Genomic DNA, 13,408 nt, shown 5'->3' on the forward strand with positions numbered 1-13,408 from the left:
AGAAAGCATGTCGAATATAAGAAATATCCTGGGCATTGCGATGGCCTTTGTCGGTGTGGTGGTGGGGGCCGGCTTTGCATCAGGACAGGAGGTGTTGCAGTTTTTCAGCAGCTTCGGGTATTGGGGATTGCTTGGAGGGGTGGTCAGTGGTCTGTGCTTCACGATACTGGGTATGGCGGTGGGGGAGCTGAGCCAGGTTTCAGTATCGCATTCGTTTAAAGAAGGGTTGTATTTGATTTGTGGGCCGCGTCTGGGCGTGGTGGTCGACATCATGATTACCTTCTTCATGTATGCCATTGCGGTGGTGATGTTTGCCGGTGGCGGCTCGCTGATGGAGCAACAGTGGGGCGTACCGGCGCAGTACGGCAGTGTCGCCGTCATGCTGATTACCGTGCTGATCGTGTTCTTGCGCGTGGATAGGGTGATGGCCTTTATTGGCAGCGTCACGCCCATTCTGGTTCTGATGATGGTTTTCCTGTGCATTTACAGCTGGAATACCCGGGACTTGCCATTGGAGGAGTTGGATGTCATCGCGCATACCAAACCTCAGGGTGCAGGACATTGGTTAGTCGGCGCGTTGCTGTACGTGTCCTACAACATGGTGGTGGGGGCGCCGTTTCTGATGATCGCAGGGGCGCAGGCCACATCGCGCCGCAATGCGCTGTTGGGTGGACTGGTCGGTGGTTTGCTGCTGGGTTTTTTGATCGTGCTCATCAGTGCCGGTGTGTTTGGCCGTATTGATACCATTGGCTCGGCCGCCTTGCCTATGCTGATGCTGGCGACCGAGCAATCCAGACTGCTGGGTACCATTATGTCCGTGGTGGTTTTCGCCATGATTCTAACGACGTCGGTCGGTGTGCTGTATTCCTTCTCAGCCCGAATTTTTACCCCTAACACGCGTAAATTCAATATTGGTACGGCCATTGCCGGAGTGCTGGGACTGGTGGGGGCCAAGATTGGTTTCATCAATCTGGTCGGTACGGTCTACCCGTTTTTTGGTTATCTGGGCTTTGTGTTGATGGCCTGGATTCTGATTGCCTGGTTTCGTTTGCGCCGCTTACAATCCAGGAATGCGACGTAATGAATTGCTCAGCAAGGAACAGGTAGGATCTCGCCTGCGTCAAGCCCGACATAATCAAAAACAGACACTCAAGCAGGTGTCTGAAAAAACGGGCTTGGCGCTTTCTACCATTTCCAAAGCAGAACTAGGGCAGGTCTCCTTAAGCTATGAAAAATTTGTGGTTCTGGCCCGCGCCCTGAATATTGAGGTGGGTTCCTTGTTTGCCATACCGGATGAGGAAAACACGCAACGCTTGCCCACCACTGAAGTGGGCATTTCCAGCCATAAGTCCACCGCCACCCCGGGCTATGCGACGCGTAATTATGAATACGGCCTGTTGTTTGGCGAACTGAGCGGCAAACACATGAACCCGATTCTGGCCGTCATTGACTCACGCGATGCCAGCGAATTTGACGACTATATCCGTCATGCGGGGCAGGAGTTTGTGATCGTCCTATCCGGCGCTATTGCTATTCAGTTTGAAACCGGCGAGACCTTGTTTCTGAACACACACGAGTCTGCGTATTTTGACAGCGGCATCGGACATATTTACTTGTCGACCAGCGAAGACGACGCGAAGGTTGTCGCCGTCTGTACCAGCGGTTTGCCACCGGGACTGGTTTAGGATGGGGCCGATACCGATACGTCGTTAAAAACCGGCGGCACGGTGCTGTCTGGCTTGGCTGATACAGGAGGGGTGCCATTGGACTTTAACGGCGCCACACAACGCGCGGTGGCGTTTTGAAAATAGACGGTGCCTGCGGGGCGGCCTTTCAGACGAGCCAGTTCGGGTTTGGCTTGGATGGTCGCGTCGGACAAGGGAAAGACGATGCCCCGTGTGGGGATGGTGTCGCGTGAGCTTGTCCCCGTATTGCTGCCGCCTTTGAAAATCCGTACATGGGCAGGGTCGCGATTGGGGTCGGAGATAACCCATTCGTGCAGACCGTTGGCCATGTCCTGTATGCCCAAGGGGTTGGGCGGAAATGCACCCGTCTTGTGTTTGTTCGCGCCACTATCTGGTTCCGGCAGATTTCGACCTGCTTGCCATTGGCCGTTGTCGGTAGCCCAAGGAATCGCTTGCCCGCGGCCGCGGGCCGCGTACTCCCATTCGGCCTCGGTGGGCAAACGCATGTCCAGGCCACTGTTTTTTCCCAACCAGGTGCAAAAGGCTTCGGCTTCGTCATAAGGCATATTGGCGGCCTGTTCATCATCGCCTTTCACGGGCTGCCAACGGGCAGGGCGCTGGGTTTGCTTCAGGAAGCGGTCATACAGGGCGTTAGTCGCCTCTTTTTTCATGATGGAAAACGCGCTGACCTCTACCGGGTACGGATCCAGAGCACCCTGATCGGCTTGTGCTACCCATTGCACGGACTGCTCGCCGTCGGGAGCACGCATGGGCACCTGGAAATTGCCGGCCATAAATGAGCCGCCTTCTACCGGGATCAATTCAGGACCGGGCTCAGGGCGCGTAGGCAAAGACCTCAGTACCAGTAAAAGTAAGATGCTGGCAATGATGAGGGTGACGCTGAGCCGCACAGGGGTATGACGCAATCTTGTTTCCTTGCTCTTGACGACTCGCGACGCGAGAGCTTTGTCGATTAATTTTGCTTATATGGCCCCGTATTATTCCATGTCTGCTTATAAGACGGGTCTGTCTGTGCGCAGAGTTTAATGATTTATTGGAATAGAAGGGGAGTATTGTGCTTATTCAGCGTTGTTGGGGGATTTTTCAGGAATAATCGACAAGGGAATATGGATGGCCTGGCCTTCCTGAACCACAACGCTCCAGCGGCTTGGATCAAACAAGGCGGGGCTGACTTCAAATACCGCGACATCCGAGATGCTCACCAGAGGATTGATTTTGTCCGGGCCCACCGTATCCAGATCGTGTGCGTAGCGATAGTCCTGTGTCGCTCGCTGATTGGGTGCTAGTTTTTGGCCCGACGCATCTGCCAGAAACAGGCGTGGTCGATGGATCTGCGGGTTCAGGGGGCGTGGGCTGGTGTTGGTATAGCGGTAGCGCAAAACAATAAACAGATTATTCTGACGCGCCGGTGTAGCCAGATTCCCGGCGTCCAACTGAGTCTGGCTGTGCCATTGCTCCAGGTAGATATGCAGGCGTGCACCTTGATACTCGGGTGTGAGCAAGCTTGCCCCCTTGTTCAAAATAGGGGCCGCAGGCGGGATAGGGGGGATGCTGGGAAGGATGCCAGGCTGCGTTTGGGTAGACAGAACCCTGTCGTTTTGACTGTAGGCGGTGGCAGAGCACAGGGCTAGAAGGGCGCACAGCCAAAAACGGGGCGAAGTAACAAGCATGGGTGTGAACAAGAGGGGCAATCAGTGTGGGTAAGGATGACAGGCTGGATTAAAGGGCAGGCAAAAAATAAACGGCTCATGAGCCGTTTTTCTTAACCACTTTTTTCAGATCGTCCAGCTCTTTGCGCAGGGCGACCACTTCGTCACTGAGTAAACCGATGACAGCCATTTGACTTTGGTACATCTCTACCAAGGGGTGGTAACTGATACCACGACTGGTCAGTTCTCGACAAAGCGCGCTAAGACCGGTTCCAGCGCGCTTGGTTAAGGTAGCCATCTTCCTGTGATCCATAAGCCTGCATCCTGATCAGTAGTTGTTCGATGTTTACATCTGTTAACCATACCAAAAAACGATGACAATAGTCGTTTTTATTAAAACTTCTTGTATATCTGTGGTTTAGCGACTGAATTAGCCCACTTGGAAGTTGCCTTCCGGATAGCGTATGCGGCTGCGTTTGCGCGTGGCCAAGGAGTAAATCAGGGTCAGAGGGCCGAGTCGACCCGCAAACATCAGCACCATGATCAGGATCTGGCTGGGCATGGAAAGTTTGTGAGTGATGCCGTGGCTCATGCCGGTGGTGCTTAAGGCCGAGGCTGCTTCAAACAGAAGGCTGGTAATGGGCATGTCCTCAAACAAGGTCAGTAGCAAGACGCTGATGAAGTACAGAGCGCCGGTAATCAGAAACAGAGCCAGCGCTTTCTGGACGGTGTCAGGCGCGACGCTGCGGCCCATCAAGACCACTTCTTCACGTTGGCGGATATATGAGCGTACGGCGGCCATTAATACAATCAGCGTTCCGATTTTGATACCACTGGCGGTGCTGAGCGAGCCACCGCCAATGAGCATCAGCACGATCAGCATCAACTGGGTGCTGTCGCGCAGGCTGGCAATATCCATGGTGGTAAAGCCGGCGGTGCGTGTGGCGGCATTTTGCATCCAGGCGGCCAGTGCCTGATCACCCACCCCAAGCATGCCCAGGGTTTTGGGGTTACTAAACTCCAGTGCCCAGAGGCTAAAAAAACCAATCAGGTTCAGAATCAGTGTGCCCAGCAAGATCACTTTGGTATAGGGCAGCAGGGTTTGCCAGCGTTTCTTTTGCCCAACATCGGCCAGCACGGTAAAGCCAATCCCGCCCAGGATAATCAGGCCCGACATGGTCATGACTGAAATAACATCCCCCGAAATCGGGATCAGGGAGTTATGGAACAAGGAAAAACCGGCGTTATTGAAGGCAGTGACGGCATGGAACAGGGCGCGGTACAAGGCCGTGGTCCACGGTAAATCAATGGTCCACCGCAGAAACAAAATGGCAGCGGCGATCAATTCAATCAAGACGGCAATTTTGAATACTTGCAAAGCCGTGCTGCGAATACGAGACACACTGGTTTGATTAAAGGCTTCCAATGCCAGCGCTTGCTGGCTGACACTGATGCGCTTGTGCATGGTGATGGCGGCAATGACGGCAAAGGTCACAAAGCCCATGCCGCCAACTTGCACCAGCAGTGCCAAAACAATCTGCCCAAAGTGCGTTAAGTCTGTGGCAGGATCAATGACCGCCAAACCCGTGACGGTGACCGCCGAGGTCGCCATGAACAAGGCCTGGAAAACGCCCAGACGGTGTTCGGCCGCTTGTGGCAGGCTAAGCAAAATAGCGCCTAGGATAATCAGGGCCATAAAGCCCAGAGCCAGTACCAGCGGCGGGCTGGCGCTGAGAGTGCGGGTCTGAGGATTGACCTCAAGACGGCGAGTCAGACTATTGGGTAGCCAGTTGCGCATACATCAAACCAGTTTGGGGGCGGCAGTACGAAGAGCTTGCAACTGTCCAAGCAAGATCAGCAGGTCTTTGGCATGCAGGGCAAAATCAGCATCGGGTTGGGTCGTGGTTTGACCACGACGTTTGACCAGCAAAACCTGCACATCGTCCATTTGCTCGCGCAGCACATCTTTGATGGTCTGCCCATTCATATTCTCGCTGGCTGTTACTTCCACAATGTAATCGCCATTACCCAGGGTGATGTAATCGTTGACCATCGGGTAGCTGAGCATTTGGGCAACCCGTATGCCCATTTCTTCTTCGGGGTGAATAATGCGGTTAACCCCGATTTTGGCCAAAATCAAATGCTGGGCATGAGAAGTCGCTTTGGCCCAGATCGTGGGAACACCAAAACTTTTCAGATGAACCACACAAACCAGGCAGGCTTCAATATCGGCCCCAATTGCAACCAGAACTACGTCATAATTGTCCAGCCCCAGCTCTTCCAGGGCCTGGCGGTCAGTGACATCGGCAATGACGGCACGGCTTAACTGGTCCGCATATTTGTTGACCAATTTGGGGTTTGTGTCCACTCCCAGCACGGAGTGTCCTGTTTTCATGAGTTCCAAGGCGCAGGCCGAACCGAAGCGGCCTAATCCTATGACGGCGAACTGTGCCATAGCTTAGTTGATCCGTTTGATGCTTGAAACAATTTCAAGCCAAATTAAGCGTTGATGGTATAAAGGCATATCTGGTAAAAACCCTTATCGGGTATTCCCTTGGGCGCGTGTCGTTGAAGCCCCAGCGGAAACATCAATAGTGGACAGTGTAAAACAATGGTTAGTTTGTTTGATCCAATAAAATTGGGTGATATTGAACTCCTGAACCGCATCATCATGGCGCCCATGACACGCGCGCGCGCCTCGGAGGGCCGTATGCCCAATGATTTGATGCGTATGTACTATTGTCAGCGAGCTAGTGCGGGGCTGATTGTAGCCGAAGCGACCTCGGTATCGCCGCAGGGCGTGGGCTATGCCCACACGCCGGGCATCTGGAGTCGTGCTCAGGTCGATGCATGGCGCACGATTACAGAGGCGGTACATGCCAAGGGTGGTCGAATTGTTCTGCAATTATGGCATGTGGGGCGTGTCTCTGATCCAGAGTTTCTAAATGGTCAAATACCGGTTGCGCCCAGCGCGATTGCCTGCGAGGGTATGGTCAGCCACTTAAGTCCTGAGCGTCCTTTTGTAGTGCCTCGCGCTTTGCGTAGCGAAGAAATCGCCGACATCGTGGATGATTTTTCCGTTGCTGCACAGAACGCGCTCAGTGCCGGTTTCGATGGGGTTGAGATACATGGTGCCAATGGCTATCTGATCGATCAGTTCCTGCACGACGGCTCTAACACCCGTACGGACGCTTACGGTGGTTCTATTGAAAACCGGGCGCGCTTTCTGTTGGAAGTTGTGGATGCCTGTGTGGCCATTTGGGGTGCCGGTCGAGTCGGTGTGCATTTATCCCCGCGCGGTGGTTTGCACGGCATGAAGGATTCTGATCCAGCCCGTTTGTTCTCTTATGTGGCGTGTGAGCTGGATCGACGTGATATTGCCTTCTTGTTTCTGCGTGAAAGCCCGGCTTCGGACAGCTTATTGCCCATGATCAAATGTCAGTTTGGCGGCGCGATCATCGCCAACGAACATTTTGATTTGCCCACTGCACAGACCACTTTATCCAAAGGCATGGCAGATGCCGTGTCGTTCGGTAAGGCTTTTTTGTCTAACCCGGACTTGCCCTTGCGTTTGCAGTTGCGTGCTCCCTTGAATGGCTGGGACCCGGGCTCTTTTTATACCCAGGGGCCCAAAGGTTATACGGATTATCCGTTTTTGAAATCCAGCCCTGAATGGGATCAGCCTGTCGATGAGGATTTGCAGACACATTAAGCCTGTCTGCGAGGACATCGCCAGAAATAAAAAAGCCCGTATCAAACGGGCTTTTTTAGTGCGCTTCTTTTCAATCCGATAGCCGTTTGGGAACCAGCTACCGTCTTTGAATGGCTGAGTGCTTTACGTGAAGAAAGCTCGTGGCGGCCCATTCATGCCAAGCCGTATTGCCCTTGGCGTTTAGCTGCCGCGTACTACCCGAAATGTGGCTGCTGCTTTAACCAGCACGCGTTGCTTTTCATCGTACCCGCCCCCTTCGCAGTAAGCGGTATCGCCTTCCAGATACAGGCATTGGGCCTTGAACCAGACATCGCCCCGCGCTGGTAATAGAAACTGCGAGTTCATGTCTATGGTAGCCATGCCCGAGCCAGGGCGTTGAGCCCGTGCTGCGGCGCTAAGGGTGAAGTCCAGAATCGCCATCAACGTCCCCCCGTGCACATCAGCACGGGAGTTGGCATTACAGGCTTGCCAGGGCAGGAAGGTGATCACCTCCTGCTCGGTGCTGCTGACCGTTTGCAGGCCCAGGTGCTGCATGAGGGGGATGTGAGTGCCGAAAAAATCCTGTTTGGGCTGCGCCCGTTCGGCCTGCCAATGCTTCATGGGTTCAGTTTTTGCTTCACTTGAGCGGAAACCTGGGACATATCAGCACGGCCTGCCAGCTTGGCTTTGACCAAACCCATGACCTTGCCCATCAGTGCGGGACCTTGGGCGCCTTCGGACTGGGCCTGGGTAATGGCGTCGGCAATGACAGCATCAACTTCAGCACTGTCGGCTTGCTGAGGCAGGTATTCTTGCAGAATCAGCAATTCGGATTTTTCTTTCTCGGCGCTTTCGGTACGACCCGCAGACTCAAAAGCCTGAATGGATTCGCGGCGCTGTTTCACCTGCTTTTCAATGATGCTGGTTACTTCGGTATCGCCCAGCTCGGTACGTTCGTCCACTTCGCGTTGTTTGATCGCGGCTTGCAGAAAACGCAAGGTCTCCAGACGTCCGCTATCGCGAGCGCGCATCGCCGTTTTGATATCTTCAGCTAAACGGGTTTTGAGTGTTTGACTCATGGTGGTTCCTGGTTGAACGGGCAAAGCCATAGTTTAACGCAGGGTGAGGTGGGGAAAAATCCGATTATTGAAAATCTCGACTACGTGCAAGCAGATGACCAATCAGATGATTCATGGATACCAAACGGCGGGCAATCAAATGGCAAACGCTGCCATCGCGCTGCCAGATACCATAGACCCCCAGCAGACGAGATTGAAGCAAGGCCTGGGATTGCTCCTGGGCCAGTTCTTCGCGCACGATGACATTGACACTGCCGGTTTCATCTTCCAGCGTCACAAACACGGTGCCTTTCGCGGTGCCGGGGCGTTGACGAGTGGTGACCAACCCACAAGCCCGTGCCAGACGCCGATCCGGGCAGGTTTGATTAAGCTGTTCTGCCGTTGAGAATCGCAAGGGGGCCAACTGTGTGCGTAGCAGGGACAAAGGGTGGTGGTTCAGGCTCAAGCCCACGGCTTGATAGTCGCTTAATACCTCCAGTCCCGCAGTGGCACGCGGTAGATCCGGGGTGTGATCCGGCGTTTCAGCATGGCTCAGCAATCCTGCCTGGCTGGGACGTCGGGCATCCCAAACGCTGTGGCGGCGTTGACTATAGGCACTGCGCAAGGCATGGGCCTGGGCCAACGCTTGTTGATCGTGGGCTGACAGAGCCAGCTCCTGACGCAAGCAGGCCAGATTCAGCAGACGTTCCGGGTGGCTTTGCCGGTAACTGACGATGGCATGCGCCCCTTGTTCGCTCAAACCCTTGACCATGTGCAAGCCCAGACGTACCTGGCGTGGGCTGCCAGGCTTGGAGCAGACATGGCTGTCGTACAGGCTGTATTGCACATCAATGGGCAAGACCTGTACGCCGTGACGACGCGCGTCCTGGACTAACTGGCTGGGGCCGTAAAAGCCCATGGGTTGGGAGTTCAGCAAGGCAGCCAGAAAGTGATCCGGGTAACGTGCTTTCAGATAGGCGCTAAACCAGGCCAGTTTGGCGAAGCTGGCTGAGTGGCTTTCCGGAAAGCCGTATTCCCCAAAACCGCTGATCTGGTCGAACAGGCGCTGGGAAAATTCGGGATCATAGCCTTTGGCGGCCATGCCATCGAGCAGTTCCTGCTCAAAAGGCCCCAGGCCACCACGACGACGCCAGGCGGCCATGGCTCGTCGCAAAGCATCGGCCTTATCTGCCGAGAAACCTGCCGCCTCCATGGCCAGCTCCATAGCCTGTTCCTGAAAAATAGGTACGCCTAAGGTACGTGCCAGCACATGGCGAATTTCGGGGGCGGGGTAGTCGACTTTGCGGTGGTCGCGGCGACGCTCCAGATAAGGATGCACCATGCCACCCTGAATGGGGCCGGGGCGCACAATGGCCACTTGCACGACCAAGTCGTAAAAACACGTGGGCCGCAGACGCGGCAACATGCTCATCTGGGCGCGGGACTCGATCTGGAACACGCCGATGGTGTCGGCCCGTCGTATCATGCGAAAGGTTTTGGCGCTTTGCAAAGGAATGTCCTGCAAGTGGAACGGTTTGCCTTTTTGTTGGCTGATACTGTCCAGGCAACGGCGCAAGGCGCTCAACATGCCCAAAGCCAGAATGTCGACTTTCAGCAGGCCCAGCACATCCAGATCGTCCTTGTCCCATTGCACAACGCTGCGCCCCGGCATGGCTGCGTTTTGAATCGGCACCAGCCTGTGCAAGGGCGTTTGTGAAATCACAAACCCGCCTGGATGCTGGGACAGATGACGCGGAAAGCCCATGAGCTGGCGGGTCAAGGACAGCCATTGATGTGCTTGTTCGGGTGGGCATTGAGGAAAGCGCGCAAAGACCTCATCTTGAATGCGGGTGTCGTTAAGCCAGGCGCGGTCACATTGAATCAAGGCCTCGACCAGGGGTTGAGGAATGCTCAGTGCCTTGCCGGTATCGCGCAAGGCACTACGGCGTCTATAGGTGGTGATGACTGCGGTTAAGGCGGCCCGTTGTCGGCCATATTTGCGGTAAATGTACTGAATGACTTCTTCGCGGCGCTGGTGCTCGAAGTCCACATCAATATCGGGCGGTTCCGCTCGCGCCCGGCTAATGAAGCGAGCAAATAAGGTGTGGCTGCTGGCAGGGTCGACTTCGGTAATGCCCAGGCAATAGCATACGGCCGAGTTGGCGGCCGAGCCTCGGCCCTGGCACAAGATTCCCTGGCTGCGCGCATAGCTGACGATGTCGTGCAAGGTCAGAAAGTAGGACTCGTAGCCCAGGTCTGCAATCAGGCTCAGCTCTTGCTCCAGACGCATGCGCAAATGGTCGCTGATCCCTTTGGGATAGCGTCTTTGGACACCACGCTCGGTTTCCTGTCGCAGATATTCAATGCCACTGAGGCCAGGAGGCACAATCTCGACCGGGTACTCGTACTTGATTTCGCTTAAACAGAACTGACACAGCGCCTGGATGTGATCGGTGGTCTCACGCAGTTCGGCGGGGTAGAGATTGGCCAGTTGGAAGCGACTGCGTAAATGATGCTCGGCATTACCGGCCAAGGACCAACCGCATTCCTGCACGGGCGTTTTCAGGCGTATGGCAGCCAAGGTATCGTGCAATGGTTGGCGAGAGCGCACATGCATATGAACGCCTCCCAAAGCGGCACAAGGTACGCCAGACTCCTGCGCTGCCAGCCTGACGGCACGTAAGTGCTGCATGTCCTGATCGCGTCTATGCAGACTGATGCCTAAAAACAGGCGGCCTGCAAACAGCTCCAACAGCCGCTGTGTGTGAAGGTGGATGTGCTCGCTATCCAAGCCATAAGCGGGTTTGTAAATGACCAGACAGTCCGGCAAAACGTGTTGTTGTGAGCCTTGACGGGCTTGCTGCAAAAAAGACCAGTCAATCGAGGCTTGCTGTTTTAAGTCCAGAGACTGGTGCACGTGTGAGATGAATTGGCAGAGATTGCCATAGCCCTCTTTGTTGCGCGGCAAAATCAGCAGCTCATGGGCCTGAGTAGCGTCGCCAGTCATGCTTGTGGAATGGGTGTTTGGTGGGTTCGCCGGTTCCCACACGCCTGTAAAGCAGAATCGGCTTCCCACCAGCAGGCGAATTTCCGGATGCAGCTTGGCCTGCGCATAGGCGCGTACCACACCGGCCATGGAGGCGTAATCGCATAAGGCCAGCGCCTTGTAACCTAGCTCGGCGGCTCGGCTGACCAGCTCTTCGGGGTGGGACGCACCATTCAGAAAGCTGTAATTGGACAGGCAGTCCAGCTCTGAGTACAGCAGGTTTATATGGGATTTCATCCAAAGACTCCGTGCAGGTACCAGGCATGTTCCTGGCTCAAGTCCCGATAAACCCAATACAAGCGTCCTTGCGGACACAAGGCGATAAAGTAGTCCCGTTGCTGATGTCCGGAGCCGCTCCACCAGCCTGTCTGTACCCGTTCCGGGCCTTGAACCAGGCGTAGGCGCTGATTATCCAGAAGCGGGGATTGCTGATCGTGTTGTAAAGGCTGAGCCGGGTCCAGCATCCAGCAAGGACGTTGCAAAGTTGGATGACTGGTCTTGGGGGGCTGACTGCTGGACAAGGACAGCCATTGATTCGCTTGTTCAGGCAAATAGCTGGCTTGGGCGGCAGGCATCAAAATCTGTTCAGCCCCTAACCTGGCTTGTAAACGCTCCAGAAGTTGCTGGTCTTGCTCTTGCCAATGGCGTGCATCGGGAAACAAGCCGCTGGCATGAGTTTGGCGAGGATGCAGTTGTTGAGCCTGCAGCACCAGGCTTTGCACAGCCGCCTGCAATTGCAGTGGCTGGAACTGTTCTTGCCATACTGGCAGAAAGTCCTGGCTGCGCCAGCAGGAGCGGGCCATCTGTAATTCCAGGCGGGTGGCGGTGGGGTAGTCCTTGTATCGTTCCGTATGCAGTACCAGTTCCAGACGTCCGCAGGCCAGTTGATATTGATTCAGCCAGGCCTCCAGTTGGATCAACAGGCGGTTTAACGCCCGCAAGATGGTGGGTTTGTGATTGGACGGGGCATCCATCTCCTGTTTGCGTGTAAATTGCGGGGCCGTATGCACCCATTCCAAGGCCCAGCTTTGTGTGCCGTAGGCTTGGTCCAATTGCAAAAGTAGGGCGCGCAACCCACGCTGGGACAGTCCATCACGGGGCAGTTGATGTAACTGGCCCAGGGTATGGCAGCCCAGACTATGCAGCCACTGCAACTGGTCAGCGGGCGGGGCCAGCAAGTGGATAGGAAGCGGGTTCAAGCAGGCTGGTAAACGGCGGACGCAACGGCGCTGCTTGTGGTTGGACAAAGCCAGCAAGCAGGCGGCGCGGGCAGTCGGCGCCAGGGCCAGACAGGGCTGGGGGACAAGAGGGGACAAATCAGCCTGAACCTGTTGATACAGACGGCGTAAGCCACCAAACAGCCGGATGCTGGCACGGATATTCAATACCCATAAATGGGTTTGAACCTGTGCCAGTTGAGGGCTGTAGCGCAGCAAAACCGCTTGGATACCGTCCTGCTGCTCGGGATTGGCCTCAGGCGTAAGCAGGCTCTGGGGCAGTCGCAGGCATAGGTACATGAGACGGAATGGCCGTTGGCGGTATCAAGATGTGGTGGGGCGCTAAGGCAATGCTGTCCTTGCAAGGTGGGCCCCGACGTTTGCGAATATGGACATCCAACCAAGGCTGTCCTTGTTGGTCTTGTCGGGTCTGAAGATCCAGACGTAAAAGGGCTGGGCTGTTGGCCTGACTGTGTGCCGGACGCAAACAAAAAAACAGGCTGTCGCTTTGGTTGGCTAAGAGTTGCAACTGGCGCAAGGAGGCGAAAGGCACGTGAGCAGGCAACCAACTTAATACGGCAGCGCAATGGCCGTGACGTAAGGCCTGGGCGCTGGCCCACAAGGTGTCGTTCAGGTGTTGGCTGCGTATCCAGATCAAGCGGGCGGCTAACGCGTTTTCTGATGTAGCGCTTTGTCCCGTCGTGGCAGAGGTGCCGCGCCATCGTTGTTGCATGGGCTGATAGGGCGGCGCAACTAAAATACGCAATCGTTCTGCAGGCAGGGTGTTCAAGGCTGGCAGTAATAAGGATAAGGCACTGCTGTCCTGTGGTGCTTGCAGCTCGATCAGGCTGCCGATAGGCCAGCCTCCTCCTGGTAATTCAGCATCCAGAGCGTCAAAGCCGCTGGACAGGCAAGAATCTGCGGCATGCGCATAATGCTTGCCCGTCCACAGGGAGGGATGGAGGTCTAAAAGGGAACGAAGTGCGCTTGCCATAGGTGTGCTCCTGATTGCTGTATAAATATACAGTAAATTTGTTTGTC

13 protein-coding genes are annotated in these 13,408 nt (G+C 55.2%); 3 read left to right on the plus strand and 10 right to left on the minus strand.

Annotation, left to right across the window (positions count from 1 at the left end; all coding sequences use genetic code 11):
- Nucleotides 1–7: 7 nt before the first annotated feature.
- Both OKX01_RS08855 and OKX01_RS08860 read left to right on the plus strand, forming a co-directional pair.
- Nucleotides 8–1,081, plus strand: coding sequence for a hypothetical protein (locus tag OKX01_RS08855; RefSeq protein ID WP_108727449.1), 1,074 nt, complete (start codon nucleotides 8–10; stop codon nucleotides 1,079–1,081).
- On the plus strand, nucleotides 1,071–1,685 hold the full coding sequence (locus tag OKX01_RS08860; RefSeq protein ID WP_094196627.1) for a helix-turn-helix domain-containing protein: 615 nt from the start codon (nucleotides 1,071–1,073) through the stop codon (nucleotides 1,683–1,685). The genes OKX01_RS08855 and OKX01_RS08860 overlap by 11 nt, the downstream gene beginning before the upstream one ends.
- Here OKX01_RS08860 and OKX01_RS08865 read toward each other — a convergent pair.
- The 5 genes from OKX01_RS08865 to OKX01_RS08885 all read right to left on the minus strand — a co-directional run bounded on the left by OKX01_RS08865 (nucleotide 1,682) and on the right by OKX01_RS08885 (nucleotide 5,810).
- On the minus strand, nucleotides 1,682–2,611 hold the full coding sequence (locus OKX01_RS08865) for a formylglycine-generating enzyme family protein (protein ID WP_264672807.1): 930 nt from the start codon (nucleotides 2,609–2,611) through the stop codon (nucleotides 1,682–1,684). The genes OKX01_RS08860 and OKX01_RS08865 overlap by 4 nt on opposite strands.
- Before the next feature lie 153 nt (nucleotides 2,612–2,764).
- The gene (locus OKX01_RS08870) at nucleotides 2,765–3,208 is read right to left on the minus strand and encodes a hypothetical protein (RefSeq protein ID WP_230018246.1); all 444 of its coding nucleotides are present in this window, start codon (nucleotides 3,206–3,208) and stop codon (nucleotides 2,765–2,767) included.
- Between the two features lie 244 nt (nucleotides 3,209–3,452).
- Nucleotides 3,453–3,653: a hypothetical protein gene (locus tag OKX01_RS08875; protein WP_223254031.1), complete on the minus strand. Its 201-nt coding sequence runs from the start codon at nucleotides 3,651–3,653 to the stop codon at nucleotides 3,453–3,455.
- 132 nt (nucleotides 3,654–3,785) lie between these two features.
- Nucleotides 3,786–5,153, minus strand: coding sequence for a TrkH family potassium uptake protein (locus OKX01_RS08880; protein WP_230018244.1), 1,368 nt, complete (start codon nucleotides 5,151–5,153; stop codon nucleotides 3,786–3,788).
- Between the two features lie 3 nt (nucleotides 5,154–5,156).
- Nucleotides 5,157–5,810 (minus strand): potassium channel family protein, encoded by a 654-nt coding sequence (locus OKX01_RS08885; RefSeq protein ID WP_108727453.1) that lies wholly within the window; start codon nucleotides 5,808–5,810, stop codon nucleotides 5,157–5,159.
- A gap of 156 nt (nucleotides 5,811–5,966) precedes the next feature.
- On the opposite strand from OKX01_RS08885, the gene OKX01_RS08890 reads away from it, so the two are divergent.
- Nucleotides 5,967–7,067, plus strand: coding sequence for an alkene reductase (locus OKX01_RS08890; RefSeq protein WP_125276871.1), 1,101 nt, complete (start codon nucleotides 5,967–5,969; stop codon nucleotides 7,065–7,067).
- A gap of 180 nt (nucleotides 7,068–7,247) precedes the next feature.
- Here OKX01_RS08890 and OKX01_RS08895 read toward each other — a convergent pair whose 3' ends face one another.
- The 5 genes from OKX01_RS08895 to imuA all read right to left on the minus strand — a co-directional run bounded on the left by OKX01_RS08895 (nucleotide 7,248) and on the right by imuA (nucleotide 13,361).
- On the minus strand, nucleotides 7,248–7,667 hold the full coding sequence (locus OKX01_RS08895; RefSeq protein ID WP_264672808.1) for a PaaI family thioesterase: 420 nt from the start codon (nucleotides 7,665–7,667) through the stop codon (nucleotides 7,248–7,250).
- A complete protein-coding gene (locus OKX01_RS08900; protein WP_094196634.1) occupies nucleotides 7,664–8,125 on the minus strand; it encodes a GatB/YqeY domain-containing protein in 462 nt (153 codons plus the stop codon). The genes OKX01_RS08895 and OKX01_RS08900 overlap by 4 nt, the downstream gene beginning before the upstream one ends.
- 64 nt (nucleotides 8,126–8,189) lie before the next feature.
- On the minus strand, nucleotides 8,190–11,387 hold the full coding sequence (locus OKX01_RS08905; protein ID WP_264672809.1) for an error-prone DNA polymerase: 3,198 nt from the start codon (nucleotides 11,385–11,387) through the stop codon (nucleotides 8,190–8,192).
- Nucleotides 11,384–12,667 carry a Y-family DNA polymerase gene (locus OKX01_RS08910; RefSeq protein ID WP_264672810.1) on the minus strand — a complete coding sequence of 428 codons (1,284 nt, stop codon included), beginning with the start codon at nucleotides 12,665–12,667 and terminating at the stop codon, nucleotides 11,384–11,386. The genes OKX01_RS08905 and OKX01_RS08910 overlap by 4 nt, the downstream gene beginning before the upstream one ends.
- On the minus strand, nucleotides 12,624–13,361 hold the full coding sequence (imuA, locus tag OKX01_RS08915; RefSeq protein ID WP_264672811.1) for a translesion DNA synthesis-associated protein ImuA: 738 nt from the start codon (nucleotides 13,359–13,361) through the stop codon (nucleotides 12,624–12,626). Before imuA ends, OKX01_RS08910 begins: the two co-directional genes overlap by 44 nt.
- Nucleotides 13,362–13,408: the final 47 nt, after the last annotated feature.

Origin of the sequence: Alcaligenes sp. SMD-FA (assembly GCF_025960365.1) — a bacterium.
GTDB classification, from domain to species: domain Bacteria; phylum Pseudomonadota; class Gammaproteobacteria; order Burkholderiales; family Burkholderiaceae_B; genus Alcaligenes; species Alcaligenes aquatilis.

Excerpts from the sequence above, each read along its gene's own strand:
- OKX01_RS08860 (WP_094196627.1), top strand. The coding sequence starts at position 1,071 with ATGCGACGTAATGAATTGCTCAGCAAGGAACAGGTAGGATCTCGCCTG.
- OKX01_RS08910 (WP_264672810.1), bottom strand. The coding sequence starts at position 12,667 with ATGTACCTATGCCTGCGACTGCCCCAGAGCCTGCTTACGCCTGAGGCC.
- OKX01_RS08855 (WP_108727449.1), top strand. The coding sequence starts at position 8 with ATGTCGAATATAAGAAATATCCTGGGCATTGCGATGGCCTTTGTCGGT.
- OKX01_RS08890 (WP_125276871.1), top strand. The coding sequence starts at position 5,967 with ATGGTTAGTTTGTTTGATCCAATAAAATTGGGTGATATTGAACTCCTG.
- OKX01_RS08900 (WP_094196634.1), bottom strand. The coding sequence starts at position 8,125 with ATGAGTCAAACACTCAAAACCCGTTTAGCTGAAGATATCAAAACGGCG.
- OKX01_RS08885 (WP_108727453.1), bottom strand. The coding sequence starts at position 5,810 with ATGGCACAGTTCGCCGTCATAGGATTAGGCCGCTTCGGTTCGGCCTGC.
- imuA (WP_264672811.1), bottom strand. The coding sequence starts at position 13,361 with ATGGCAAGCGCACTTCGTTCCCTTTTAGACCTCCATCCCTCCCTGTGG.
- OKX01_RS08875 (WP_223254031.1), bottom strand. The coding sequence starts at position 3,653 with ATGGCTACCTTAACCAAGCGCGCTGGAACCGGTCTTAGCGCGCTTTGT.
- OKX01_RS08905 (WP_264672809.1), bottom strand. The coding sequence starts at position 11,387 with ATGAAATCCCATATAAACCTGCTGTACTCAGAGCTGGACTGCCTGTCC.
- OKX01_RS08895 (WP_264672808.1), bottom strand. The coding sequence starts at position 7,667 with ATGAAGCATTGGCAGGCCGAACGGGCGCAGCCCAAACAGGATTTTTTC.
- OKX01_RS08880 (WP_230018244.1), bottom strand. The coding sequence starts at position 5,153 with ATGCGCAACTGGCTACCCAATAGTCTGACTCGCCGTCTTGAGGTCAAT.